Genomic DNA, 26,262 nt, shown 5'->3' on the forward strand with positions numbered 1-26,262 from the left:
GCCCACCGTCAGCTGGATTGTTCACCCTCAAGCAGAAACTTATTGTCAGCAAGTGGAGCCCAAAGACGGGTTTGTGGCCAGACCTGAGGGCTGCGTTTATTGGCAAATAGCCACTTCGCGCTGCACGCTTGTGACCCGACCATCGACGACCCATTCGCAATTGGGTCATCTGCTCTTGCATTGCATGGAGGGCAAGTGATGGCCCAGATGAAATCATTGAGGCAGCAGGCCGTGGCCCGGCTGTGCCGACCGTGGGTGTGGGCCGGGGTGGGGGCTTTGCTGCTATCGGGTTGTGAAACGGTGACTTTGACGCCACCCAAGGTTGACCAGGTGAGGTTTTCCCCCATGCCCACCACCCAACGGACGATTGCAGAGCCCAAGATCAAATTTTTACCTCGCCATGATGGTTTCGAATATTGCTCACGCATCACAGGGGTGCCCATCACACCGACATCTCGTCCAATGGCCTGTGCTTTTTGGAATGTGCGCCGTCAGGAGTGCACGATCGTGACCCCCTTGTCCACCGGTTACAACTACCTGGGGCATGAGTTGCGCCACTGCTTTGAGGGGGCATTTCATGATTGAGGGCATGAACACCCTGGCCGCAGAGCAGGTCAGCCGTCGCACTTTGTTGTTTCAAGCGCTGGCGGGATTGGGCGCATGGGTTGCGCCGCTGTGTGCTCAAGCCCAGGCCTCAGATGCACTGAAAATTGGTTTCTTGAACCACTATCCGCCTTTCAGTTTCAAGGACAAGGACGGCGTTCAAAAAGGCTTTGACCTGGATGTGATGGTTCGGGTGTGTCAGATCTTGGGCGTGGCCTTTGTTCCTGAAGTCGATGGCATGGCTTCTTTGAAGCAAAAAATCCAGACTGGTCAAATTTCATGGATCGGGCACCAACTGCTGGCGACTCCGGAAAACCGACGTGAGTTCGATCTGGTCAAGCCTTCTTATGCTGCCATTCAACTGGTCTGCGTTCAGCAAGAAGACGATGACCGGGACTTTCTGAGCCTGGACGATCTGGTGGGCAAAAAACTGGGCGTTTTGGCCAACACCGGCATCGAAGAGCAGTCCCGCCAAGCCATTGGAAAGTCCACTGTGGCCTATCCCCGCATAGAAGATGCGTTGGCCGATCTGGCGCGCAAAAAACTCGATGCGGTGCTGGAAGAAAGCCTGATTGCAGATTACTTCATTGAGCGTGATCGCTTGCCTCTGAGGCTGGCAGCGCCGTTTGCAGCACCGATTGCGGCGGGTTTGGCCGTTCGCAAAGGCCATCGGGAGATGCAGGCCCAGCTGTCGTCCGCGATCCAGACCCTGCTCAAGGACGGTTCCTTGCGCAAAATCGCTGAAAAATGGTTCGGGTATGACGTCAGTCGTCCCCGGGTCAGCCATCAGCAAAGCAACTGATCAACAGGGTTCCTGCCTGCAGTGCCTCCACCGGCGTGGGGCATTGGTAAGCTACAGGCCATGAAGACAGCTAAGACCCAGAGCCCTGTGGGATATTTGCCCAAAGATGCGCAAAGCATTTTGAATCTGGCCGCCAAGTCACTTTTTGATGTGTTTGCCAACGCCAGCGAGGGCATGTTGCTGGTGGATCGCACCGGTTGTGTGGTGTGGATCAATGACCAGTACCGCCGATTTTTGCCTGCCCTGGGGTTCGCGAGCGAGCAGGAATTTGTGGGGCAGCCGGTTTCCTCGGTGGTGCAAAACACGCAAATGGAACAGGTGCTGCAGACCGGCAAACCCATCCTGATTGATTTGCTGACCAACAAGGCGGGTACCTTTGTCGTGAGCAGGTTTCCCTTGCGAGACGATGCCGGGCAGGTGATTGGTGCGCTGGGGGTGGTGCTGTTTGATCAGCCACAGTCCAACTTGCAGCCCTTTTTGTCCAAATTTTCCCTGCTTCAGCGCGAGCTGGATGAGGCCCGAGATGCCCTGGCGGTGCAAGGCCGTTCCGGTGCCGGCTTGCGGCAGGCGCGGCACAGTTTTGCCAGCTTCATTGGCAACAGCGCCCAGGTGGTTGACCTCAAGCGCCAGGCGCGCAGGGCAGCGCAGTCGAGCAGCCCGGTCTTGCTGTTGGGTGAAACCGGCACCGGCAAAGAATTGCTTGCCCACGCCATCCATGCATCATCGCCCCGGGCCCAGGGGCCGCTGATCAGCGTGAACATTGCCGCTGTGCCGGAGACTTTGCTCGAAGCCGAATTCTTTGGCGTGGCACCGGGGGCCTACACAGGCGCCGACCGCAAAGGTCGCGATGGCAAGTTCCGACTGGCCGATGGCGGCACCTTGTTTCTGGATGAAATCGGTGACATGCCGCTGGGGCTGCAGGCCAAACTGCTGCGCGCCTTGCAGGAAGGCGAAATCGAGCCTTTGGGCTCCAACCGCTTGCTGCCCTTTGATGCCAGGATCATCGCCGCTACATCGCGCGATTTGGTCAAACTGGTGCAGGATGGGCGTTTTCGCGAAGATTTGTTTTACCGATTGAATGTGCTGCCTTTGCGGGTGCCACCTTTGCGTGACCGGGCCAGTGACATCCCGGCCCTGATCGAGGTGCTGACCGAAGCATTGGCCTTGCGCAGTGCTTTACTCCAGCCCGAGTTCAGTGCGCAAGCCATCGCCTTGTTGTCCGCGCAGCACTGGCGAGGCAATGTGCGCGAGTTGCGCAATGTGATTGAACAATTGTTGTTGCGCAACGACAGCGGTTGGCTGGATGTGAACGAGGTGGAGCAAGTCCTTCGGGAGTCGGGCCTCAGCCAGATCGCCCCGGCGCAGAGTCCGGGGCCCACGCCACCAATTGCGGATGGGGGGCAGGCACCAACCCGGCTCCTTCGGCCCTTGTCTCAGCAGGTTCAGGAGTTGGAGCGCCAGGCCGTGGCTGCGGCCTTGGGATCCACACAGGGCAACAAGGTGGCCGCTGCGAAACTGCTGGGGCTTTCCAGGGCCAAGTTGTACCAACGTCTGCCTTGATCTGTATTTAAAAAAATACATTTGTATTTTATTTGGACATTTTAATTGTCTATAAATTAGACAATTTACGGTGCTTCATGCAACAAGCCATATGGGGAGGAAAAAATCTTTGATGCGACAAGGGTTTAGTATGCCGTGGTGACTGCAGCAGCCTGGCACGGCTTGTGCAACACAGTCCATGCACAAATGCAGCACACGACCATTCATTCAGGAGACCCTCACATGTTCCGTCGACACCTCATTTCGTTGGCCGCCTTGACTTTGACCACGGCGCTGGCCCCCACCGCCATGGCCCAGGGCAAAGACATCAAGATCGCCCACATTTACAGCAAGACCGGCCCGCTGGAGGCTTACGGCAAACAGACCCAAGTGGGTTTGATGATGGGCTTGGACTACGCCACCGGTGGCACCATGACCGTCGGTGGCCGCAAGATCGTGGTGATCGAAAAAGACGACCAGGGCAAGCCTGATCTGGGCAAAAACCTGTTGGCCGCCGCGTATGGTGACGACAAGGTGGACCTGGCCGTGGGCCCCACCGCATCGCCCGTGGCGCTGGCCATGCTGCCCGTGGCCGAAGAGTACAAAAAGATTTTGCTGGTCGAGCCCGCTGTGGCCGACTCGATCACTGGCGAGAAGTGGAACAAATACATCTTCCGCACGGGCCGCAACAGCAGCCAGGACGCGATTGCCAACGCCGTGGCGGTGGACAAGGACGGCGTGAGCGTCGTCACGATGGCGCAAGATTCGGCTTTTGGCCGTGACGGCGTGAAGGCCTTCAAGGAAGCGCTGAAAAAATCCAAGCTGGTGCACGAAGAGTACCTGCCGCCCGCCACCACCGATTTCACCGCGGGTGCGCAGCGCATGATCGACAAGCTCAAGGGCCTGCCTGGCCGCAAGATCATCTTCATCATCTGGGCCGGTGGCAATCCCTTCAAGATCGCCGACATGGACTTGAAGCGCTATGGCATCGAGATCGCCACGGGCGGCAACATCCTGCCCGCCATGGTGGCCTACAAACAGTTCCCCGGCATGGAAGGCGCGGCCTACTATTACTTTGGCATGCCCAAGAATCCGGTGAACGACGCCATGGTGTCCATGCACTACACCCAGTTCAAGACGCCGCCAGACTTTTTCACCGCAGGCGGCTTCTCGTCGGCCATGGCTTTGGTGACAGCGCTCAAAAAGACCAATGGCGACACCAGCGCCAACAAGCTGATCAGCACCATGGAAGGCATGAGCTTTGACACGCCCAAAGGCAAGATGACCTTCCGCAAGGAAGACCACCAAGCCATGCAAAGCATGTACCACTTCAAGATCAAGATCGATCCGGCTTTTGCCTGGGGCGTGCCCGAGCTGATCCGCGAGATCAAGCCTGAAGAAATGAACGTGCCGATCCGCAACAAACGCTGATTGCGGCAAGGATGTGGGAGCCCCGCCCCAGGGGCGATGGCGTGTGGATTGCGGGCAATTTTCGCGGCGAAGGCGCCGCTCCCACAGTACGCTTCTTGACACGATCTTGTTGTGGGAGCCCCGCCCTCGGGGCGATGGCTTGTGGATTGCGAGCGCTTTTCGCGGCGAGGGCGCCGCTCCCACAAAACGCTTTGACGGATGGATGGAATGCTTGAAACCCAAAACCTGACGGTGCGGTTTGGCGGTCATGTGGCCGTGAATGCGGTGTCGTGCCGCTTTGAACCCGGCACGCTCACGGCCATCGTCGGCCCCAACGGGGCGGGCAAAACGACCTACTTCAACCTGATCTCGGGGCAGCTGCCTGCCACCGCAGGCTCGGTGCACCTGAACGGCCGTTCGCTGACGGGCTTGCCCGCATCGGCGCGCACCCGTGCTGGCTTGGGCAGGGCATTTCAGTTGACCAATCTGTTCCCCAATCTGTCGGTGCTCGAAAACGTGCGCCTGGCAGTGCAGGCCACGAAAGAAGGCGCACACCGCCGGGGCCTGAACCTGTGGAGCATCTGGAGCGACCATGCGCAGCTCACGAACCGCACTTTGGAAATTTTGCAGTCCGTCTCGATGACTGCGCAGCAAGACGCCCCGGTGGCCAGCCTGCCGCACGGCGACCAGCGCAAGCTCGAAGTGGCGCTCTTGATGGCGCTGGAGCCATCGGTCTACATGTTTGACGAGCCCACTGCGGGCATGAGTCACGACGAAGCGCCGGTGATCCTGGACCTGATCCGCCAGCTCAAAAAAGACAAGACCAAAACCATTTTGCTGGTCGAACACAAGATGGACGTGGTGCGCGAGTTGGCCGACCGCATCATCGTGCTGCACAACGGCTCGCTGGTGGCCGATGGCGAGCCGAATGAGGTGATCGCTTCGCCCATCGTGCAAGAGGCTTACCTAGGCAAAGCCAAGGTGGCCGCATGAACCAAGCCGACATGAACACGAATTTGCTGACCCTCGAAGGCGTTCACACACACATCGGGGCCTACCACATCCTGCACGGAGTTCAATTAGCCGTGCCGCGTGGCGAGCTGACCATGCTGCTGGGCCGCAACGGCGCGGGCAAGACCACCACGCTGCGCACCATCATGGGCCTGTGGCAAGCATCGCAAGGGCGCATCACCTTCGGCGGTGAAGACATCACGCAGCTCAACACGCCCGCCATTGCGCAAAAAAACATCGCTTATGTGCCCGAAAACATGGGCATCTTCTCGGACCTGACCGTGAAGGAAAACATGCTTCTGGCTGCCCGCAGCGCCAAGCATGCGGCGCAGATGGACGAAGCGCGTTTGCAGTGGATTTTTAAACTCTTTCCGGCTGTTGAGAAATTCTGGAACCACCCGGCAGGCAAGCTCTCGGGCGGGCAAAAGCAGATGCTGGCCGTGTCGCGGGCCATTGTGGAGCCGCGTGATTTGCTCATCATCGACGAGCCCAGCAAGGGCCTGGCCCCGGCCATCATCCAAAACATGATCGACGCGTTTCAGCAGCTCAAGGCCAGCGGCGTGACGATCTTGCTGGTGGAGCAAAACATCCACTTTGCCCAGCAGTTGGGTGACAGCGTGGCCGTGATGGACAACGGCCGCGTGGTCCATGCCGGCCGCATGCAGGTGCTGGCCGAAGACGCGGCTTTGCAGCAATCCTTGTTGGGGCTGGCTTTATGAAATTTTTCGAAGACATCGATACGCGCCCCTTGCTGTTGGTCCCGGTGCTGGCTCTGCTGGCCTGGCCCTTGATCGGCTCGGGTTCGACTTGGCTCACGCTCACGGTGGCGGGCCTGGCCATGGGCATGATCATCTTCATCATGGCCTCGGGCCTGACGCTGGTGTTTGGCCTGATGGACGTGCTCAACTTTGGCCACGGCTTGTTCATTGCGCTGGGTGCATTTGTGGCCACCAGCGTGCTGGGTGCCATGGGCGACTGGACCGGCTCGGGTGAGTGGTGGCGCAACATGGTGGCGGTGTTGCCTGCCATGGCGGTAGCCATGGCTGTGGCTGCTGCCGTGGGCTTGGCGTTTGAACGCTTCATCGTGCGGCCGGTCTATGGCCAGCACCTCAAGCAGATCCTCATCACCATGGGCGGCATGATCATTGGCGAAGAACTCATCAAGGTCATTTGGGGTCCGCAACAGATCGCCTTGCCTTTGCCCGAAGCCATGCGCGGCTCGGTGCTGTGGGGCGACGCCGCGATTGAAAAATACCGCTTGCTGGCGGTGGCCGTGGGCCTGGCCGTTTTTGCGGTGCAAATGTGGGTGCTGGGCCGCACCAAGATCGGTTTGCTCATCCGCGCAGGGGTGCAAGACCGCGAGATGGTCGAGTCGCTGGGCTACCGCATCCGTCGCCTGTTTGTGGGCGTGTTCGTGGCGGGCAGCGCGCTGGCGGGCTTGGGCGGCGTCATGTGGGGCCTGTACCAACAAAACGTGGTGCCGCAGATGGGCGCTCAGGTCAACGTGTTGATCTTCATCGTCATCATCATTGGCGGGCTCGGCTCGACTGGCGGGGCGCTGATCGGCGCTTTGCTGGTGGGCCTGATGGCCAATTACACCGGCTTTTTGGCCCCCAAGCTGGCGCTGTTTTCCAACATCGTGCTGATGGCGGGCATCCTGCTGTGGCGTCCGCAGGGCGTGTACCCGGTGGCCAACCGCTGAAAGGCCAGACATGTTCAATCGACTCATTTCCAACGACCCGCCACGCAGTCGCCTGCTGGCCGCCTTGCTCATCGTCATCTTGCTCGGGCTGGCCTTCGCACCGTTTTTGTTCCCTGGCGTCAAGGCCTTGTCGGTCGCGGCCAAGGTGCTGATTTTTGTGGTGCTGGTGGCGGGCTTTGACCTGCTCTTGGGCTACACCGGCATCGTGAGCTTTGCGCACACCATGTTCTTTGGCATCGGGGCCTATGGCATTGCCATCTCGTCCAACACCTGGGGGCCGACCTGGGGCGCGATCGGGCTGGGCTTTGCGCTGGCCTTGGCGCTCACGCTGGTGTTGTCGCTGGCCATCGGCCTGTTTTCGCTGCGCGTGCGGGCGATCTTTTTTGCCATGATCACGCTGGCCGTGGCGGCGGCCTTTCAGACGCTGGCCTCGCAGTTGTCCGACTTCACCGGCGGCGAAGACGGCCTGAGCTTCAAACTGCCCGAGCTGCTGCTGCCCAGCACCGAGTTCAGCGAAGAGCCGTTCTTGGGCGTGTCGCTCGATGGCCGCCTGCTTTGCTATTACCTGCTGTTTGTGTTGGCCTTGGGCATGCTCTTGTCGCTCCTGCGCATCGTCAACTCGCCCTTTGGCCGCGTGCTTCAAGCCATCCGCGAAAACGAGTTCCGGGCCGAGGCCATTGGCTACCGCGTGGTGGTTTACCGCACGCTGTCGAGCGTGTTGTCTGCGCTGTATGCCTGTGTGGCCGGGGCCATGCTGGCGCTTTGGCTGCGCTACAACGGGCCAGACACTTCGCTCAGCTTTGAAATCATGATGGACGTGCTCTTGATCGTGGTGATCGGCGGCATGGGCACCATTTATGGTGCGGCCATTGGCGCGGTGCTGTTCTTGCTGGCGCAAAGCTATCTGCAGGACCTGCTGCGCCTGGCCAGCGAAGCCACGGCTTCGTTGCCTTTGCTGTCGGCACTGCTCTCGCCCGACCGCTGGCTGCTGTGGCTCGGTCTTTTGTTTGTGCTGTCGGTCTATTACTTCCCGACTGGGGTGGTGGGGCGCTTGCGCAGCCGCGCTGCGCTGAATGCCTTGGCATCGTCGAAACAGGCTTGAGGTTGATATGACGTTCACATCCAACTACATCACTTGCGCTGGGCTGGAAATCCATTACACCGACTGGGGCAAGGCCGACAAAGGCACGGTCATCGCTTGGCACGGCCTGGCCCGCACCGGGCGCGACATGGACGAGTTGGCCGCGCACCTGAGCGCGCAGGGCTGGCGCGTGATTTGCCCCGACACGGTGGGTCGTGGTTTATCGCAGTGGAGTGCTGACCCGGAAAAGGAGTATTGTCTCGCCTTCTATGCCCGCATCGCCCGCGAGCTGATGGACGGTTTGCAGCTGCGCGCCGTGCATTGGGTGGGCACGTCCATGGGCGGCGCGATTGGCACATTGTGTGCGGCGGGCCTGGTGGAGCCGACCTTGAAGCACCGCATCCTGAGCCTCACGCTCAACGACAACGCGCCGGAGCTGGCGCAGGCGGCCATCGACCGCATCAAGGCCTATGCGGGCACGCCGCCGTCTTTTGCCACGGTGACCGAACTCGAAACATTCTTGCGTCAGGTCTACAAGCCCTTTGGCTGGTTGAGCGATGCGCAGTGGCGGCGCTTGGCCGAAACATCGACGCGCCGGTTGCCCGATGGGCGGGTGACGCCGCATTACGACCCGGCCATGGCGCTGCAATTCACGGTGCACCCCAACGACTACCTGATCTGGGCGCATTACGACGCCTTGAATCTGCCCGTGCTGCTGCTGCGGGGTGCAGACTCGGATTTGGTGCTGCCCGAAACGGTGGTGGACATGCGCCACCGCGGCCCGGGCTTGCGAGGGCAGCTCAAAATCATCGAAGTGCCCGGTTGTGGCCATGCGCCCGCGCTCAATGTCTTGCAGCAACTCGAATGGGTGACCGATTTCATCGCCGGTGTTTGAGTGCCGTGTCATGGGTGTTTCCACTCTGAATAAATGAGGACTTTTGAGCTGACAATCTCGGCAGTCCCATTTCAGAGATTCCGATGAACATTGCATTCAAACTGATTCCCTTGTTGGCCTTGTGGGCCACGGGTGCGCAGGCCCAGAGCCGTGAGGTCAACATCATCTGTTCGGCCCAAGCCGCTTGGTGCAGCATGATCGCCGTCACCTTTGAAAAGAGCCAGGGCATCAAAGTCAACATGACGGCCAAGGGCTCGGGTGAGGCGATTGCCCAGTTGGCCGCAGAAAAAGCCAACCCCAAGACCGACATCTGGTTTGGCGGCACAGGCGACCCGCACCTGCAGGCGGCTGAACAAAACCTGAGCCTTGAATACAAATCGCCCACCTTGCCCAAGCTGCACGACTGGGCGCAAAAACAAGCCGCGCAAGCTGGCTACAAAACCGTGGGCATTTACTCTGGCCCGCTGGGCTTTGGTTACAACACCGAGTTGCTGGCCAAAAAGAAACTGCCCATCCCTAAAACTTGGGGTGACCTGCTCAAGCCCGAATACAAAGGCGAAATCCAGTCGGCCAACCCGGCCTCCAGCGGTACGGCCTACACCATGATCGCCACGCTGGTGCAGCTCATGGGCGAAGACAAAGCCTTTGATTACCTCAAGGGCCTGCACAAAAACATCGGCACCTATACCCGCTCGGGCACCGGCCCCATCAAGGCCGTGGCGCGGGGCGAGACCGCCGTGTCCATCAGCTTTGTGCACGACGGCCCCGGTGAAAAGGCTCAGGGCTTTCCCATCGAGACCATCACCCCGGCCGATGGCACGGGCGCCGAAATCGGCTCCATGTCGATCGTGCGCGGCAGTCGCAATCTGGAGGCCGCCAAGAAGTTTTACGAATGGGCGCTGACCCCTGCTGCCCAAGAATTAGCCGCAGCCACTTTGCAGTTCCAACTGCCCTCGCACAAAGAGGCCAAGGTGGACCCGCGTGTGCCCGACTTCCGCAAGATCAAGATGATCAATTACGACTACGCCAAATACGGCCAAACGGCTGAGCGCCGCCGCCTGATCCAGCGATGGGAAAAAGAAGTCAACTCGCTGCCCCGTTGAGTGAAGGTTTGAGATGAATCCTGCGCTGCGTTTGCAGCGCGCTTTGCAAGGGTGGGTCGTGCTTGGCCTGCTGGGCTTTGCGCTGCTGCCTTGGTATTTTTTGCAACAAATGAGTTTGGCCGATGCCATGCCGGGCGTCTTGGCTGGGACGGGTGTCGGGGCCGAAACGGCCAGCGGCATCGTGCAGGCCCTGCAGCACGGTCGGCCCTGGTTGTGGTCAGGCTTGGTGGGCTTGTTGGTCTGCGCTCTGGCGGTGCTGCGGCCTTGGCCTGCGCGCCTGCAAGGTTGGGGCCTGCTGGCAGGCAGCCTGATCGGCCTCTTGGGCTTGCTGCTCAGTGGCTTTGCCATCGGCGCAGTCGGCTGGGCTTTTGAATCGCTCACATCACTTTGGGGCGCTTTGCCCACCGGCCAATACGGCATGGGCTGGGGCGCTGCCGTGGTGCTGCTCAGCTTGGTGGTTTTGCTGGGCGCATCGCTGGCCCGTTTGGGTGGTTTTAGGGGCGACGTGTTTGTGTCCGCTGCGGTGGTGGGCTGTACGGCGCTGCTGCTGCTGTTTGTGGTCTATCCGGTGTTGCGCTCTTTGGTGGCGGCTTGGGTGGACGATGCGGGGGGCTATGCCTGGGCGCACCTGCTGGAGCGCGTGGCCACCGAGCGGGTTTGGGGCTTGGGCTGCGTGCAGGGGGCAGGGCGCTGCGGCGTGGCCTGGAACACCTTGTGGCTGGCCACCCTCACGGCGGTGGGCACCACCCTCATGGGCACTTTGCTGGCCTTGTGGGCCGAGCGGGGGGGCACGCGCTTGTCCAAGCCGCTCAACATCTTGGCCATGTTGCCCATCATCACGCCGCCTTTTGTGGTGGGGCTGGGCTTGATTCTGTTGTTTGGCCGTGCGGGCCTGTTCAACCAAGGCTTGGAGTGGGCCTTCGGCATTGAGCCAGGCCGCTGGTTTTATGGCGTGTTTGGCATTTGGCTGGCGCAGATGTTCGCCTTCACGCCCATTGCCTTCATGATCATGCGCGGTGTGGTGCAGGGCGTGAGCCCGAGCATGGAAGAGGCCGCACAAACCCTGCGCGCCAGCCGCATGCAAACCTTCTGGACGGTGACGTTGCCCCTGCTCAAGCCGGGGCTGGCCAACGCCTTTCTGGTGGGTTTCATCGAGAGCATGGCTGACTTTGGCAACCCCATCATTTTGGGTGGGCAGTACGCGGTGCTGTCCACGGAGATCTTTTTTGCCATCGTGGGCGCGGCGCTGGACCCGGGCATGGCCGCAGCTTTGGCGTTGGTGCTCACGGCCTTTGCGCTGGCGGTGTTTTTGGTGCAGCGCCGGGTGCTCTCGGGCAGCAGCTTCACCACCGTCTCGGGCAAGGGCGATGCGGGCGTGGCCATGGCTTTGCCGCCTGCGGTGCTGCGTGTGTGCCGCAGCGTGGCAGGACCGTGGCTCTTGTTCACCGTGGTGGTGTATCTGTTTGCGTTTGCGGGCGGCTTTGTGCAGACCTGGGGGCGTGACTTCAGCTTCACGCTGGCGCACTTCAAAACCGCGTTCGATGTGCAGCAGGGCGAGTTTGGCTGGGTGTTTGCGGGCACGGCCTGGAAGTCGCTCTTCACCACGCTCAGCCTGTCGGCCATGGCCGCGCCCATTTGTGCGGGCGTGGGCTTGCTGATCGCCTGGTTGCTGGCCCGCACCGAATTCCGGGGCAAGGCAGCGTTCGAGTTTTCTGCACTGCTGACCTTTGCCATTCCGGGCACGGTGCTGGGCGTGAGTTACATCCTGGCCTTCAACGTGCCGCCAGTGGAGCTGACGGGCACTGGGCTGGTCATCGTGTTGTGCTTTGTGTTTCGCAATCTGCCGGTGGGTGTGCGGGCGGGCACGGCGGCCTTCAAGCAGTTGGACCGTTCGCTCGACGAAGCCTCGCAAATGCTGCGCGCCAGCACCCTGACCACGCTGCGCCGGGTGGTGTTGCCCCTGCTCAAACCCGCTTTGGTGGCAGCGCTGGTCTACAGCTTTGTGCGCTCCATGACCACGGTGTCGGCAGTGATTTTTTTGGTCACGGCGCAGTACGAGCTGGCCACGACTTACATCATTGGCCGCGTGGGCAATGGCGACTATGGCGTGGCGCTGGCTTACTGCACGGTGCTGATGGTGCTCATGTCCGTCATCACCTGGGGCATTCAAAAGCTGGTGGGTGAGCGGCAGCTGGGGCGGCGGGCTTCTGCGGTCACACCGGCTTGAAACAAGGATTCAAAAGCATGGGTATTCAATTCAAACAAGTCACCAAACGCTATGGCGGCGGCGCGTCGCCGCTGGTGGTGCAAGGCATCGACTTTGTCGTGCCCAAGGGCAGCTTGACCACGATCCTCGGGCCATCGGGCTGCGGCAAAACCACCACCTTGCGCATGATTGCCGGGCTGGAAGCGCCCACGGGCGGGCAGATTTTGATCGACGGTGTGGACGTGACGCACCTGGGTCCGTCCGAGCGCAATGTGAGCATGGTGTTCCAAAGCTATGCGCTGTTTCCGCACATGAACGTGATCGAAAACGTGCGCTATGGGCTGGACGTGAGCGGTGTGAACAAACACGAAGCCAACGAACGCGCCTTGAAAAGTCTGGCCAATGTGGGTCTGAAGGGCTACGAGCAGCGGCTGCCGAGCGAATTGTCGGGCGGGCAACAGCAGCGCGTGGCCCTGGCCCGTGCGCTGGTGCTGGAGCCCTCGGTTTTGCTGTTTGACGAGCCGCTGTCCAACCTGGACGCCCGGCTGCGCCGCTCCATGCGCGACGAAATCCGCCACCTGCAGCAGCGCCTGGGCTTGACGGTGGCCTATGTGACGCACGACCAAAGCGAAGCGCTGGCCGTGAGCGATCAGATCATCGTCATGGAGGCAGGCCGCATCGCGCAAGCGGGCACGCCGCAAGACCTGTACGAGCGGCCCGCATCCGCATTTGTGGCTGGGTTCATGGGCGAGGCGGTGCTGTTTGACGGCCAGTCGCTGGCCGATGGCACGGTGCAACTGGGGCCGCTGCGGCTGGTGCCACGTCATGCAGTGGCGTCGGGTGCCGTGCGTGCGGCGGTGCGGCCTGAGGCTTGGTTGGTCGGGCGTGAATTGCTGGGTAACGAGACCGTGCCCGGCAGTCTGTCGGCCAAGCTTGTGCAGTGGTCTTATCTGGGCAGCTTTGTGGAGCTGACTTTTGACACCGAACTGGGACAGGTTTTTGTCGTCTCGCCCGAGGTGGAGCGCGACTGGCGCATCGGCCAATTGCTGGCCCTGAGCCTGCCGGGGCGTGGCGTGTCGGTGGTGGCGGTTTGAACGACCGATTTGGCTGTTTTGTAGGTCGGCGGTCGAAGACCCCGACGTTGGTGGTTTGTTCGGTCAGGCTGATGGAGGCTGAGCAGGTATACCGAAAAACGTCGGACTCTGCGAGTACCGACTTACCGGGCGGAGCCGTATTCTTGTAGGTCGGCGGTCGAAGACCCCGACGTTGGCTGCTTGAGCGATAGCGGATCAATGGCTTGAACCTTGAAAGAGAAATGATGAGCAAAGACGTGGTGTTCGATTTGGGCGGTGTGGTGTTCCGCTGGCAGCCGTTGGTGCTGTTGCAAGAGCTGTTTCCCGAGCAGGTGAGCAGCGAGGACATCGCCCGTGAATGGGCGAGCCAGATTTTCGAAACCTTTCACCCAGAGGCTGATTGGGCGCTGTTTGACCTGGGCCGCATTGAGCCCGAACCGCTGGCCCAGCGCATCGCTGCGCGCACTGGATTGGCCAAATCCGATTTGCTGCGTTTGATGCACGGCATCCCGCCGCACTTGCAACCGATCCCGGGCACCGTGGACTTGATCCATGACTTGAAGTCGCAAGGCCACCGTCTGTATTTCCTGTCGAACATGCCCGCTGGCTATGCCGACCATCTGGTGCGGATGAACCCCTTTTTCAGCCAGTTTGACGAAGGCATCTTCTCGGCCTATGTGCAGCAGATCAAACCCCTGTCAGACATCTTTGCAACCGCCCAAGCGCGTTGGCCTTTGCGCGGGCAGCCGGTGTTCATCGACGACGTGCAACACAACATCGACGCTGCCGAGCAGCACGGCTGGCAAGGCATCCGCTTTGAAACGCCTGAGCAGGTGAGAAAGGCGCTGGAGGCGCGGGGTTATTTGCCAGTTTGAACCTGCAGACGGGCGACGATAGGGCCATTTTTGCAGGTCCGTGGCTTCAGCCCCGACCAGTGGCTGTGTCTTTCAATGAACGTCGAAGCAAAAGCCCCAGCACACTGACCCTTAAGTTTTTGCCCCATGCGCCAAAGCCCGCGCCCGGCTGGCGGCCAGCGCCGAAGCATCCGGCGCTGATAAATCCCAGCTCTGCATGTGGCTCAGGCTGATGTCGGCCAGGGCCTCGATCCATTGCGCGTGGTTGTTCAGGCAGGGGATGTAGTTGAAGCTTTCGCCGCCCGCGTGCAAAAACGCTTCTTGCGCCTCTTGCTGGATTTCTTCCAGCGTTTCCAGGCAGTCGCAGGTAAAGCCCGGGCAGATCACGTCAACTTTTTTCACGCCTTGCTGCGCCAGTGCGATCAGCGTGGGTTCGGTGTAGGGCTCCAGCCACTTGGCTTTGCCAAAGCGCGATTGGAAAGTGAGCTTATATTGGTCTTTGGACAAGCCTAGGGCTTCGGCCAGCAGGCGGCCGGTTTTCATGCACTCGCAGTGGTAGGGGTCGCCCAGTTGCAAGGTGCGCTCAGGCACGCCGTGGAAACTCATCACCAGCTGCTCGGCTTGGCCGTTGGCTGCCCAGTGTTCACGCACCGTCTGCGCCAGCGCGGCGATGTAGCGCGGGTCGTCGTGGTAGCGGTTGACAAAGCGCATCTCGGGGATGAGGCGGGTTTTCAGGCCCCAGAGGTAGACGGCATCAAACACGCTGGCCGTGGTGGTGCCGCTGTATTGGGGGTAGGCGGGCACGATCAGCACGCGCTGCACGCCTTCGGCTTTGAGGGCGTCGAGCTGCGCCGGGATGGACGGCTGGCCGTAGCGCATGGCGTAGCGCACGCTGACGTGGTGGCCGCGCTCTTGCAGGGCAGTGCCCAGCGACTGGGCTTGTTGTTCGGTGAAGGCTTTCAGGGGCGAGCCCTGCTCGGTCCAGATACTGGCGTATTTGGCCGCCGATTTGGCGGGGCGCACGCGCAAGATGATGCCGTGCAGGATCAGCCACCAGATGGGTTTGGGGATTTCCACCACGCGGCTGTCACCCAAAAATTCGGCCAGGTACTTGCGCAGGGCCGGGGCGGTGGGGGCGCTGGGGGTGCCCAAGTTGCAATACAGGATGGCCGTTTTGGCAGCCTGACCATGCTGGAAGGAGGGTTCTTGTTGAAATGCCATGCGGTATTCTCCCACCACCATGATTGACATTTCCCGAATCAAAGCCATTACCCTCGATCTGGACGACACTTTGTGGCCCGTCTGGCCCACGATTGGCCGTGCCGAGGCCGTGTTGACCGCGTGGTTGACCGCGCATGCGCCCAGCACGGCGGCGCTGTCGGCCGATGCCGAACTCAAAAAAGCCGTGCGCGCCGAGATCAACGCCCGCCATGCCGACCGGGCGCACGATTTGTCATTTTTGCGGCTGCAGTCGATTCGAGCCTTGTTGCAGCAAGCCGGTGACCCGGTGCACCTGGCTGAGCCAGCGTTCGAGGCCTTTTTTGCCGAGCGCCAGCGGGTGGATTTGTTTGAGGACGCGCTGCCTGCCTTGGCGTTTTGGAGCCAGCGCTACCCGGTGGTGGCCCTCTCAAACGGCAACGCCGACGTGCACCGCGTGGGCATTGGCCAGCACTTTCACGCCAGCGTGAGTGCCCAGTCGCTGGGTGTGGCCAAGCCGGACTTGCGCATTTTTCTGGCCGGCGCAGAGGCCGCAGGCGTTGCGCCGCATGAGGTGCTGCACATTGGCGATGACGCGCACGCCGACTGCGTGGGCGCTTTGGCTGCTGGCATGCAGGTGGCTTGGCTCAACCGCGAAGGGCACGAGTGGACCCATGGCGACACCCGGCCGCACCTGGAGGTGCGAGACTTGCACGCGCTGTGCGCCAGTTGGCCCGAATACGCTGATTGATCCGGCCCTGCCGACGGACTTATGCCTTTGTGGGAGCCCACCCCGTGGGCGATGGCCTGCCGTGGTGGTATGCGTGCCATCGCCCACAGGGGTGGGCTCCTACAAATAAAGCGTTCATGCCAACATCATCAGGTTGGATCAATCGTTGGTGGCTTTAGCCCCGACATGGAAGCTGTGCTGTTTGAAAAGGAGGAGACCGAGATGACATTGAAAATTTACGGCATTGGCGCATCCCGCGCCGCACGCCCCTTGTGGGCTGCGCTGGAGCTGGGGGTGCCGTTTGAGCACATCGCAATGCCTTACCAAGGCGGTGCCACGCGTACCCCCGAGTTTTTGGCCATCAACCCCAATGGTCACATTCCGGCTGTGGTGGACGAGCGCCCCGAAGGCGCGGTCACCGTGTGGGAGAGCATGGCCTGCGCCCTGTACATCGCCCGTGTGCACGGCAAGGCTGACGGCCAAACGATCACGCCCGCCACGCCCCGCGAAGAAGCCGAGGCTCTGCGCTGGAGCTTTTGGGCTGTATCTGAGCTGGAGAGTGATGCGCTCACGGTGCTCATGCACCGCATGGCCATGCCCGCCGATCAGCGCAAACCCGAGTTGGCCGATCGCGCGGAAAGCCGACTGAAAGTGCCCTTGGCCGTGCTGGAAAAACACCTGCAGGCCCAAAATGCCCAAGGTCAGGCTTATCTGGCCGCCAATCGCTTCACCGTGGCCGATGTGTGCGTGGCCAGTGTGGCCAGTTGGGTGCGTCCAGCCGGTGCCTTGCTGGCGCAGTACCCGGCCGTTTCCGCCTGGCTACATGCCTGTGTGGAGCGCCCCGCCCACAAGCAAGCCCGTGCACTGAAGTGAAGGGCGCTGTGCGGCTGAATCGAACATGCCTTATGAAACGATGGACCTGGCACAAGCCGCAAGTTGGGATGCCACATGAGTGAAACCGAAAAACAAAGCGCCACACGGCTGGCCAGCCAGTGGATCGCTTCGCGCCAGACCGTTTTGCCCAAAAGGTTGGTGGCCCCAGGACCCAACGCGGCTGAACTTGAACAATTGTTTCAGGCCGCTGCCGCCGCGCCTGACCACGACCTCATCAACCCCTGGCGCTTCTTGATCATTCCCGAGCACAAAAGGGCCGATCTGGGCGAGCTGTTTGCTTCTGCCTTGCTGGAGCGCGATGCCAGCGCCTCCAACGATCAGCTGGCGCAGGCACGCGACAAGGCCCTGCGGGCACCTTTGCTGATGCTGCTGATCGTGGACGAAGCCAAAGGCTCTGCCGACATCGACCTGCACGAGCGCGTGCTGAGCGCGGGCTGCGCCGTGCAAAACCTCATGCTGTTGGCCCATGCCATGGGCTATGGCTCGGGCTTGACGAGTGGCAAGGCGCTCAAGGCAGATTCATTTAGAGCCGGTCTGGGGCTTGGTGCTTCAGAGCACGCCATTTGTTGCCTGAGCGTGGGCACGGTCAGCTCACGCAAACCCTTCAAGCCGCGCCCCGAGGTGCCGCAATTCACCCGCATCTGGTGAGAGGATGCGTGCGGTAGCAGGTTCCAAGCGACAGGCTTTCTTTTGTCATGTCGCTTGCACCGATTGCGCATGCAGCCGGATGCCCAGGGCCGAGGTGACTTTCAAAGGTGTTGCCTGTTGGGCAGATTTTGTGGGAGATTGCCCTGCAAGCGAAAAGCCTGTGGTCCACAGGCGCCGCATCGCCAGCAGGGCTGGCTCCCTATCAAGGTGCAAGTTTGAAGTCACCGTGCGGACTTCACAGGGGCGGATCTTCAAAACAACTTCGCCCCCAGCTCAAAGAAGTCAAAGCCACCTGTGCGCCCGCCCAGGCAGCGGGCCAGAAAGTCTTCGGTTTTGCGGTAAACCACCATGTTGTCTTGCCAGCGCCGAATTGCGTCGCCGGGCGGCAAAAAATCGCAGATTGGCATTGAACTAAGGGACGAACTTATGCGTAAAAAATAAACTTAAGAATTTTAAAATTTGCATTTTTTACTAATTGAGTAGTGCAATTCTTGTCTCTGCGATTTATTCGCAGGGAATTCTTTTTAATTTTTTTGAAACGGTCATCAAATGAACAACGCAGTAGGCATCTCTGCCAGCCTTGCCCAAATTCCAACGAGCCTTATCGATACAAAAAGTCTTCTCGATCTTTTTGAAAAATACAACAGCGTTACATACTACGCCGGTGGCGGTGGCGGTGGCGGTAAAGGTGCTGGGGGTCAATCAGCCAATCCACCGAACATAAGCCTCTACGCCTTGTAAGCCAAATGCGGATGCGGCTTTGTTTTGCTCGCCGGTCGTGGCCGAGATCGGCCTTCAACCCTTCGCACCAGATTGCCCTTGAGCAGTTCGATGCTCTGGGCGATGCACGTCGCAAGGGCACCCGGCAGCAACAGCAAACGGGGCAGCATGCGTTGCATCAGGCTGGCCGCGTAGCTGCGGTTGCAGACACGATCCGTGCGCTCTTGCATGCCACGGGCACAGTGACTGAGCAAAGCGCCCAGGTTGTCGGCCAACACTTTGGCGGCGATGTCAACGACACAGGCTTGCTGGCTCAAGCCACTGACGCTTTCGATTTTCAGGCGGTGCTTGAGGCGTTTGAAGGCTTCTTCGATGCGCCAGCGTTGGTGGTACAGCTGCCCAAACAGCTCAGCAGGAAACGCTTGTGCATCCAAGTTGGTGAGCAGCACGCGCACCTTGCCGCTGGAGCTGACACAACGCACCAGGCGCACGCGCGGGGCTTGGCGAATGAACTCGTAATCCTTGGCATCTTCAGTGCTGGGCATGTTCAGGGTGACCATCGCCTCGCTGGCACCGCTACGCAAGAACTCGCGCACCGCCTTGAAGCCGCAGTCACTGTCGCAGCGCATGCAAAAGCGGATGCTTTGCTGCTGCAACAGGGCAATCAACCAAGCAGCCGGATAACCCCGGTCAAGCACCAGCACATCGGTGGCTTGCAGGTGGTGCAAGTTCTCAAAAAGCATCTGACGCTCGCCCGTCTCGGGGCCATAGAGTTGGGCATGCAGACACAGCTCAGGGCCGGGCAGATACAGGCCAAACAAACGCTGATCGGGATGTGCCGCAAGGCGCGTTCGGTGACACGCACGGGTGGCGGGCATGAACACAGAGGCGTCTGCGGCCACCACACGCAGGCCATGCCAAAGCGGCATCCAGCCTCTGGCCTGAGCCAGGTCCAGCAATTGAGCATTCAAAGCGGTAAGGGCTTCGGGCTTGAGTTTGTTGCGTGCTTGGGCAAATGCGCGGTCACTGGCCACGCGCTCAAGACCTGCGTGACCGGCCAAGCTGGCGAAAAACGAGTCCAGCATCAGCTGCTGAGATTGAGAGCGTTGGCTGAGCAAAGCGCCCACGAGACAAGGCAGGGGCAGTTTGCGTTGGCGAACAAAGGCGGTGGATTGTGGGCCTCGGGCCAAATCTGCAAAAGCGCAGCTGTGGATGAATTTGCTCAGCTGAGCAAAGACAGAGGTCAGCTCAGCAAGAGGCGATGAACCAAGGGTAAACCCTGTATTTTCTTACCATGGTGGTTGTCATGTTGTGGCGAGAGAAAATAAGAAAAACTTCAATTAAATCAATGAGTTGCGTTAATTATTATAGCTTAAGTTCGGTGGATTGGTCAATCAGCGGGCAGCACTAGCAGGCTGCTGAAATACCCCCCTTGACGAAAGCCTCCCTTCAGCTTCGCCGTAGAAAATACCCGCATCACAAAAGCAGACAACTATGCGCGGCGCTGACACCTTCACCGAAAGCCTGTTTCTGATGAAGCGGCTGGATGATTTCGTACCTGCAAACCACCCTCTGAGGCCGATTCGCGAGATGGTGAACAAAGCACTGATTGCCATGAACGGCTTGTTTGCGGACATGTACGAGGCTGATATCAAAGGCGGCCGCCCCAGCGTTGCGCCAGAGAAGTTGTTGCGCGCCATGCTGTTGCAGGTGCTCTACAGCGTGCGCTCTGAGCGCATGCTCATGGAACAAATTCAGTACAACATGCTCTTTCGCTGGTTTGTGGGTTTGGCCATGGACGATGCCGTCTGGGTGCCCACGGTCTTCACCAAGAACCGCCAACGCTTGATTGAGCATGATGCGGTGGTGGAGCTGTTCAACCAGATCGTGGCTCAGGCTGACGAGCAAGATCTGCTCTCAGGTGAGCACTTCAGCGTAGACGGTACCTTGATCCAGGCCTGGGCAGGTCACAAAAGCTTTGTACCCAAAGACCGCAAGGATGAGGACGACAGCGATGGTGCCAACTTCCGCAACCAGCGCCGCAGCAACGAGACGCACGAATCGAGCACCGACAGTGATGCGCGGCTGTACCGTAAAGGCAAGACAGCCAGCGAGCTGCGTTTCATGGGCCACACACTCACTGACAACCGCAACGGCTTGGTGGTCAACGCCATGGTCACGCAAGCCGATGGATACGCCGAACGAGAATCGGCCAAGGCCATGATCAATGATGCGCGCCAAGCGCGTGAAGAGGAGACGACGCTCACATTGGGTGCGGACAAAGGCTATGACGCCAAGGAATTCATCGAGGCCTTGCAGGAGATGAACGTATTGCCGCATGTGGCGCAAAACAAATCTGGTCGCCAATCGGCAGTACCCGATGCAGTGGCAGCCAGCGAGGGTTACGAGATCTCACAGGAAAAGCGCAAGCGCATAGAGCAAGGCTTTGGCTGGGCCAAGACGGTGGGTCACATGAGGCAGGTTCTGGTGCGAGGACTGGAGAAAGTCGACCAGATGTTCGTGCTGACGATGACGGGGTACAACCTCACGCGACTGCGCACGCTGGGACAGGTGCGCCTGCAAGGTGCTCGATGAGTGAAAAGAGCTGGAAAAGGGGCCTCAAAAACAGTTTTTGAGGCCTCAAAGGCAGCGGTATTTCAAAATGCGAAAAGAAAATCTAGGAAATGCTTCCTAGGGCAAGATGCTTCGCCTGAAACGATGAGTATTTCAGCAGCCTGCTAGATGCTGCGGAACAGGAACGTGTGACAATATGCCCGTTTAATCGCGTGTAAAAACGGATGTTGCTTCAGAATTTTTGTGCTGAACTGGCATCCTTCTCTAATTTTTTTACTGAAAATTATAATGGTCTCGATATTTTTTGATGCGAAAGGAATGTGATGATTAACAAGAGTGGTATTAATATTACGACGGACACAGAAAAGATTGGTTTTGATGACTTAGCCAATCTTTATGAATCCGTTGGGTATGGTTCTGCATCTTCTTATAAAGAGGACGAAGGGTATAGGGCAGCATTTTTTGGTCCCAGTTCTTTTTGTTTTTTTGCTTTGAATGATGATGGGCAGTTAGTTGGAATAGCTAGGGTTTTTAGTGACAACAAAATTTGCTCATGGATTGCCGAAGTGTGTGTTCATCCCTCATGGCAAGGAAAAGGAGTTGGTAGTAAACTTGTTGAAATGATAATTGAGCGTTTTGGACATACTGCAATTTATGTCGACGCTTTTGTTGGAGAAGAGAGCTTTTATGCAAAACATGGGATTAAGCCGAAGCAAAAATTAGTGGCTTGCAGTCGTGCAGGTAAAGTTAATGATGTTTCAGAGTCGTCACCTTTCATGCATTGACGTCTACCGCGACTGAACCATGTTATATGCTACCGTTGACAAAGAAGTATCAAGACTTTTGCAACTCTACAAAGAATTGTCCGCTATCAATTTTGATAGCCTTCGGACTATTGTGGAAAATGAGATTTTTACGGTTCTTCAACCAGTTTTTTTGACAACGGAGAATGCCCAAAAAAATTTTGATACTTCGCAAAGCTGGCAAAATTCTGTTGAATATCTAGAAAAAATAGCTCGAAAACGCGTCGAAAATATTGGAATTTTTTTGATCTCCGCTCTTGAGGCAAGTGCAATTTATAACCAAACGCAAAAAGATCGTATTACGCTCCCGTTAGTATTTAAAGCATTAGCGGGAGATTCACATAATGGAGGAATGCGTCCCCTGCTTATTGAAAATAGAAAAAGCGCCGTTGTTCTTAAATTCGCCGATCCCCGCCCTTATCAAGTGCTGAGGGAAATTCTTCAAGAGTTATCACAAGCAATCGGTTGTGATGTTGCACCCCCTCCAATTTTTGCCGATAAAAAAAATCAATGGTACTTCATCGAATATCTTGAAGAAGAAAACACCGAAGAGAGAATCAGCCAAAATAATATTGAAACATTCATGTACAGCATGGGAGTAATGACTGCGACCGCCTTTTCTTTAGGATTCGTCGATCTTCATCTGGAAAATATTATTGCCGTTGGAAGCAAACCTATCATCATTGATCCCGAGTGTATTTTCTATAATTTTGATGGTGATACTGTAGTATCGGAAAAATTATTAAGCACTGGTCTATTAAGTCACAATGTTCACATGTCCTCTTTAAGAGGAGGTGGTACGGCTGGAGTCCCGCTGCATGATTTTACTATGTATATCACAAAGGATGGGGTGCTTCGATATCGCAAGCCAGTACGACCTCATAGAAATAGGGTTCGACAAGTTGATGGTTCTTTGATTTCCCGTACGGGAAATTATTGAGCCCCATGCGGTTGAAATGTATAAAATTTCCCGAACGGGAAATTCAACAAAGCATGACCAGCATTCATTCACCACAGCAATTGGGCAGTGCCGTCCGCGCAGCCCGCAAGCAGCTCGCGCTCACGCAGCCTCAATTGGCCCTGGCGGCAGGGGTGGGCGTGCGCTTTGTCGTGGAGCTGGAGGCAGGCAAGCTATCGGTGCAACTGGCACTGGTGCTACGCGTCATACAAGCGTTGGGAGGTGAAATCCACATCACTGGATTTCCAGAGGGCAGCGCCTAACGTTCTTCCTGCGGTGTCTTGACGTGCATGCCCTTAGCGCTGAGCGCCTCAAAACCGCCCCAGCGCCTGCATCTTCCAAGCCAGCCACAGCTTGCGCAGCGGCGTGAGCGCAATGCGTTGGTGCAGCACCTGAAAACCCGAGGCTTCGATTTCCCGCAGCAAGGTGCGGTAGATGCTGGCCATCATGAGGCCGGGTTTTTGGGCGCGGCGGTCGGCGGCAGGCAGCAGGGCCAGGGCTTCGTCGTACAGGGCGTGGGCGCGGTCGGTCTGGAACTTCATCAGCGCGGTGAAGCGGTCTGAATAGTCGCGCTGCATCAGGTCTTGCGCTTTGACGCCAAAGCGTTGCTGTTCGTCCAGCGGCAAATAGATGCGCCCGCGCATGGCGTCTTCGCCCACGTCGCGGATGATGTTGGTCATCTGAAAGGCCAGGCCCAGCTTGTGCGCGTACTGGGTGGTCGCCTCGTCGGTCTGGCCAAAGATGCGTGCGGCGACTTCGCCTACCACACCGGCCACCAGGTGGCAGTAGGTCGTGAGGCCCGCAAAGTCCAGATAACGGGTTTGGTTCAGGTCCATCTGGCAGCCGTCGATCACGGCCATCAGGTGGCGGCTTTCGATGCCGAAGGCAGGGGCCAGGGGCATGAGGGCGTGCATGACGGGGTGGCTGGGCTGGCCTGCGTAGGCTTGCATCACTTCTTTTTGCCACCAGGCGAGTTTGGTGGCGGCCACGCTGGGGTCTTTGATTTCATCGACCACGTCGTCCACTTCGCGGCAAAACGCATAAAAGGCGGTGATGGCCGCACGCCGCTCGGGGGGCAAAAACAGGAAGGCGTAATAGAAGCTGCTGCCCGAGGCGGCGGCTTTTTGCTGGACGTAGTCTTGCGGGCTCATGGGCTGGGATTGTCTCACTGCGAAAGGCGCTGAAATTCTCGGCCCAGGGTATGGGGCGAGGCCAGCCGCCACAGCAGCCGCCAGAGCAAGGCGCGCATTTCGTGGCGCGGCATTTTCACGCGCTGGGTCAGGGCTTGTGGGCCTGCCTGGCGCAGCAGGGCCACAGTGCGGGCGCCGATCAGGGCGGGAAGTGCGCAGGCCAGGCGCAGGCGGCGGCTGCTCAGGCACTGGCTGTAATGCAGGCCTTCGCTCAGTTGGGTGTAGGTTTGCTGCAGGTACTCGCCCCACAAGGGGGCCAAAAGTTGCAGCGTAGCGGCATCACCCGTGCGAACGGCTTGCCTGAGCTGCTCGGGGCTGAGGCCCAGTGGTGTCAGGCGCGCCTCAGGCAAGTAGCACCGGCCCGCAGCCAGGTCGGCCCCGGCGTCGCGCAAGATGTTGAGCCTTTGCAGGCCCATGCCGTAGGCTCGGCCCGCCAGACGCATGGCGTCTGCGCTTTGGGTGGCAAAGCCGGGCAGGTGCCGCTCGCACAGTTCGGTCCAGAACTCGCCCACGCAACCGGCCACGAGCCAGGTGTAGTCGTCCAGTTCAAATTCGGTTGCCAGGGCTGCAGGCCCTTGGCCAAAGCGCTCAACGTCCAGCACCTGCCCGCGTGTGATGTGCCCCAGAACCCAGCGCACGCTGGCCTGGTCGTCGGGGGGCAGGGCGTGCAGCAGGGGCAGGCAGTCGGGCAGGGCCTGCATCAGCGCCCGCTCATGCGGGTCGGTCTGGTGGCGGGCAAACTCGTTGAGCAGGCTCTGGAGTGCTTGCAGGGACCCTGCGGGTGATTGAATCGCTTGGGCCAGGCCAGACAGCAAAGCCAGGCGTTCGGCGGCAGGCTGGGCCGTGGTGTCGGCCACGGTGTCGGTGGCCCGGGCCAGCAGATAGCCCACTGCTATGGGGCCTTGCAGGGCGGGTGGCAGCAGACGAATCGTCAGGTAAAACGAGCGCGATACGCCGCGTAAAAGAGGCAGTTGCTTGCGGGTCAAAAGAGTGGAGGCTGGCATGTGTAGGCATATTGTCGCTTGACAGAAGTCAGTCATTTGCTTAAATTACTAACCAGTCAGTCATTAATTTTGGGATGGTTTTTCCATGTTTCATTTCTCTTTGCCTCAAGGGGCCGGGCGCTGGGCGCTTCGCTTGAGTGTGGTTTCGGCGTTCACGGCGGTGGCTTTGTTGTCGGCCTGTTCGCGCCAGGAGGCGGTTCAGGAGCCGGTTCGCTCGGTCAAGCTGCTCACGGTGGGGAGCTCGGTGCTCCATGCACAGGGTGAATACGCCGCTGAAGTGCGTGCCCGGGTCGAGTCGCGTCTGGGTTTTCGGGTGGCCGGCAAGCTGGTGCAGCGCCAGGCTGAGGCGGGGCAGCGTGTGGGCGCAGGTCAGGTGCTGGCCCAAATAGATGCGCAGGATTACCAATTGGGGGCGCAAGCGGCCATGGCCGGTGTGACAGCCGCCCAGACCCAGCGCGACTTGGCGGCTGCTGAGTTCAAGCGTTTCGAGGCCTTGAAGGCGCAAAACTTCATCAGCGGTGTGGAATTGGAGCGCCGCGAAGCCAGTCTGAAAGCGGCCGAAGCCACCTTGGCGCAGGTCAAGGCGCAGGCCCAGGCCCAAAGCAATCAGGCGGGCTATGCAAAGTTGCAAGCCACGGCTGCGGGGGTGATCACTGCTGTGGAGGTTGAAGTCGGCCAAGTGGTGTCGGCCGGGCAGCCGGTGGTGCGTCTGGCGCATGACGGTCCGCGCGATGCGGTGTTTGCCGTGTCGGAGCAGGCCATTTTGGCGATCAAGACCGGACAAGCCATGCAGGCGGTCTGGCCTGGGACGGGCCAGGTGTTCAAAGGCCGGGTGCGCGAAGTGGGGGCTGGGGCCGATCCGGTGACCCGCACTTACACGGTCAAGCTGGCGCTGGAGGCGGCGGATCGCCTGCCTTTGGGGGCCACGTTGACGGTGCTGGCGGCTGAAGAGGCACCCCGCACAGCCCAAGTCATCAAGCTGCCCACCAGCGCGCTTCGCCAAGAAGGTGCAGGCAGTGCGGTTTGGGTGCTGGACGAAGCGACCATGACGGTGCGTTTGCAGCCTGTGCAAGTGAGCACGGTCGATGGCAATGAGGTGGTGATCGCGTCGGGCCTGAGCGTGGGCCAAAAGGTGGTGAGTGCCGGGGTGCATGTCTTGTCGCCGGGGCAGAAGGTCTCGGTGTACAGCGCACCGGCAGCGGCTCCCGCACCCGCAACGGCTCCCGCCCCCGTCACAGCGGCTTCTTCAGCAACCCAGCGGTGAT

26 protein-coding genes are annotated in these 26,262 nt (G+C 59.4%); 22 read left to right on the forward strand and 4 right to left on the reverse strand.

Features of this window, described 5'->3' with window-relative positions; all coding sequences use genetic code 11:
- The first annotated feature begins 345 nt into the window (after positions 1-345).
- From B9Z51_RS18300 to B9Z51_RS14710, 13 genes are all read left to right on the forward strand, one after another.
- Positions 346-585, forward strand: a complete 240-nt coding sequence (locus tag B9Z51_RS18300; RefSeq protein WP_146187781.1) for a hypothetical protein — start codon at positions 346-348, stop codon at positions 583-585.
- Positions 578-1,405: a transporter substrate-binding domain-containing protein gene (locus B9Z51_RS14655; RefSeq protein ID WP_233254979.1), complete on the forward strand. Its 828-nt coding sequence runs from the start codon at positions 578-580 to the stop codon at positions 1,403-1,405. The genes B9Z51_RS18300 and B9Z51_RS14655 overlap by 8 nt, the downstream gene beginning before the upstream one ends.
- 60 nt (positions 1,406-1,465) lie before the next feature.
- Complete coding sequence (locus B9Z51_RS14660) at positions 1,466-2,965, forward strand: sigma-54-dependent Fis family transcriptional regulator (protein ID WP_108375845.1); 1,500 nt, start codon at positions 1,466-1,468, stop codon at positions 2,963-2,965.
- Positions 2,966-3,187: 222 nt separating this feature from the next.
- Entirely contained in the window at positions 3,188-4,375 is a 1,188-nt protein-coding gene (locus B9Z51_RS14665; protein WP_108376044.1) for a substrate-binding domain-containing protein, read from the forward strand.
- A 207-nt stretch (positions 4,376-4,582) separates the two neighbouring features.
- Positions 4,583-5,347 (forward strand): ABC transporter ATP-binding protein, encoded by a 765-nt coding sequence (locus tag B9Z51_RS14670; RefSeq protein ID WP_108375846.1) that lies wholly within the window; start codon positions 4,583-4,585, stop codon positions 5,345-5,347.
- The gene (locus B9Z51_RS14675; protein WP_369959310.1) at positions 5,344-6,084 is read left to right on the forward strand and encodes an ABC transporter ATP-binding protein; all 741 of its coding nucleotides are present in this window, start codon (positions 5,344-5,346) and stop codon (positions 6,082-6,084) included. The genes B9Z51_RS14670 and B9Z51_RS14675 overlap by 4 nt, the downstream gene beginning before the upstream one ends.
- Positions 6,081-7,067 carry a branched-chain amino acid ABC transporter permease gene (locus tag B9Z51_RS14680; protein ID WP_108375847.1) on the forward strand — a complete coding sequence of 329 codons (987 nt, stop codon included), beginning with the start codon at positions 6,081-6,083 and terminating at the stop codon, positions 7,065-7,067. The genes B9Z51_RS14675 and B9Z51_RS14680 overlap by 4 nt, the downstream gene beginning before the upstream one ends.
- Before the next feature lie 10 nt (positions 7,068-7,077).
- Positions 7,078-8,169 carry a branched-chain amino acid ABC transporter permease gene (locus B9Z51_RS14685; protein WP_108375848.1) on the forward strand — a complete coding sequence of 364 codons (1,092 nt, stop codon included), beginning with the start codon at positions 7,078-7,080 and terminating at the stop codon, positions 8,167-8,169.
- Positions 8,170-8,176: 7 nt separating this feature from the next.
- Positions 8,177-9,043 carry an alpha/beta fold hydrolase gene (locus tag B9Z51_RS14690; protein WP_108375849.1) on the forward strand — a complete coding sequence of 289 codons (867 nt, stop codon included), beginning with the start codon at positions 8,177-8,179 and terminating at the stop codon, positions 9,041-9,043.
- Positions 9,044-9,126: 83 nt separating this feature from the next.
- Positions 9,127-10,146, forward strand: coding sequence for an ABC transporter substrate-binding protein (locus B9Z51_RS14695; RefSeq protein WP_108375850.1), 1,020 nt, complete (start codon positions 9,127-9,129; stop codon positions 10,144-10,146).
- A 13-nt stretch (positions 10,147-10,159) separates the two neighbouring features.
- The gene (locus tag B9Z51_RS14700; protein WP_108375851.1) at positions 10,160-12,373 is read left to right on the forward strand and encodes an iron ABC transporter permease; all 2,214 of its coding nucleotides are present in this window, start codon (positions 10,160-10,162) and stop codon (positions 12,371-12,373) included.
- 17 nt (positions 12,374-12,390) lie between these two features.
- On the forward strand, positions 12,391-13,446 hold the full coding sequence (locus B9Z51_RS14705; RefSeq protein ID WP_108375852.1) for an ABC transporter ATP-binding protein: 1,056 nt from the start codon (positions 12,391-12,393) through the stop codon (positions 13,444-13,446).
- Between the two features lie 224 nt (positions 13,447-13,670).
- Positions 13,671-14,300, forward strand: a complete 630-nt coding sequence (locus B9Z51_RS14710; RefSeq protein ID WP_158272904.1) for an HAD family phosphatase — start codon at positions 13,671-13,673, stop codon at positions 14,298-14,300.
- Between the two features lie 111 nt (positions 14,301-14,411).
- Here B9Z51_RS14710 and hemH read toward each other — a convergent pair whose 3' ends face one another.
- Complete coding sequence (gene hemH, locus B9Z51_RS14715) at positions 14,412-15,500, reverse strand: ferrochelatase (protein ID WP_108376046.1); 1,089 nt, start codon at positions 15,498-15,500, stop codon at positions 14,412-14,414.
- Between the two features lie 19 nt (positions 15,501-15,519).
- Between hemH and B9Z51_RS14720 the strand changes: the two genes are divergently transcribed.
- From B9Z51_RS14720 to B9Z51_RS14735, 4 genes are all read left to right on the forward strand, one after another.
- Positions 15,520-16,227, forward strand: coding sequence for an HAD family hydrolase (locus B9Z51_RS14720; protein ID WP_108375854.1), 708 nt, complete (start codon positions 15,520-15,522; stop codon positions 16,225-16,227).
- 201 nt (positions 16,228-16,428) lie between these two features.
- The gene (locus B9Z51_RS14725; protein ID WP_108376047.1) at positions 16,429-17,079 is read left to right on the forward strand and encodes a glutathione S-transferase family protein; all 651 of its coding nucleotides are present in this window, start codon (positions 16,429-16,431) and stop codon (positions 17,077-17,079) included.
- Between the two features lie 75 nt (positions 17,080-17,154).
- The gene (locus tag B9Z51_RS14730; protein WP_108375855.1) at positions 17,155-17,748 is read left to right on the forward strand and encodes a nitroreductase; all 594 of its coding nucleotides are present in this window, start codon (positions 17,155-17,157) and stop codon (positions 17,746-17,748) included.
- Between the two features lie 549 nt (positions 17,749-18,297).
- Entirely contained in the window at positions 18,298-18,489 is a 192-nt protein-coding gene (locus B9Z51_RS14735) for a hypothetical protein (RefSeq protein ID WP_108375856.1), read from the forward strand.
- Here the strand turns inward: B9Z51_RS14735 and B9Z51_RS14740 are convergent.
- Positions 18,477-19,658, reverse strand: a complete 1,182-nt coding sequence (locus B9Z51_RS14740; protein ID WP_108375857.1) for an IS4 family transposase — start codon at positions 19,656-19,658, stop codon at positions 18,477-18,479. The two genes, B9Z51_RS14735 and B9Z51_RS14740, sit on opposite strands and share 13 nt — an antisense overlap.
- A 304-nt stretch (positions 19,659-19,962) precedes the next feature.
- Between B9Z51_RS14740 and B9Z51_RS14745 the strand changes: the two genes are divergently transcribed.
- The 4 genes from B9Z51_RS14745 (at position 19,963) to B9Z51_RS14760 (ending at position 23,066) form a co-directional block, all read left to right on the forward strand.
- Positions 19,963-21,063, forward strand: coding sequence for an IS5 family transposase (locus B9Z51_RS14745; protein WP_108375858.1), 1,101 nt, complete (start codon positions 19,963-19,965; stop codon positions 21,061-21,063).
- Positions 21,064-21,365: 302 nt separating this feature from the next.
- Complete coding sequence (locus B9Z51_RS14750) at positions 21,366-21,827, forward strand: GNAT family N-acetyltransferase (protein WP_108375859.1); 462 nt, start codon at positions 21,366-21,368, stop codon at positions 21,825-21,827.
- Positions 21,828-21,846: 19 nt separating this feature from the next.
- Entirely contained in the window at positions 21,847-22,785 is a 939-nt protein-coding gene (locus tag B9Z51_RS14755; protein WP_108375860.1) for a DUF4135 domain-containing protein, read from the forward strand.
- A 53-nt stretch (positions 22,786-22,838) separates the two neighbouring features.
- On the forward strand, positions 22,839-23,066 hold the full coding sequence (locus B9Z51_RS14760; RefSeq protein WP_108375861.1) for a helix-turn-helix transcriptional regulator: 228 nt from the start codon (positions 22,839-22,841) through the stop codon (positions 23,064-23,066).
- 48 nt (positions 23,067-23,114) lie between these two features.
- Here B9Z51_RS14760 and hpnD read toward each other — a convergent pair whose 3' ends face one another.
- Both hpnD and B9Z51_RS14770 read right to left on the reverse strand, forming a co-directional pair.
- A complete protein-coding gene (gene hpnD, locus B9Z51_RS14765; protein ID WP_108375862.1) occupies positions 23,115-23,954 on the reverse strand; it encodes a presqualene diphosphate synthase HpnD in 840 nt (279 codons plus the stop codon).
- A 14-nt stretch (positions 23,955-23,968) separates the two neighbouring features.
- A complete protein-coding gene (locus B9Z51_RS14770; RefSeq protein WP_108375863.1) occupies positions 23,969-24,997 on the reverse strand; it encodes a phytoene/squalene synthase family protein in 1,029 nt (342 codons plus the stop codon).
- 85 nt (positions 24,998-25,082) lie between these two features.
- On the opposite strand from B9Z51_RS14770, the gene B9Z51_RS14775 reads away from it, so the two are divergent.
- Positions 25,083-26,261: an efflux RND transporter periplasmic adaptor subunit gene (locus tag B9Z51_RS14775; RefSeq protein WP_108375864.1), complete on the forward strand. Its 1,179-nt coding sequence runs from the start codon at positions 25,083-25,085 to the stop codon at positions 26,259-26,261.
- Position 26,262: the final 1 nt, after the last annotated feature.

This window comes from Limnohabitans sp. T6-5, from assembly GCF_003063315.1.
Classification (GTDB): domain Bacteria; phylum Pseudomonadota; class Gammaproteobacteria; order Burkholderiales; family Burkholderiaceae_C; genus Limnohabitans_A.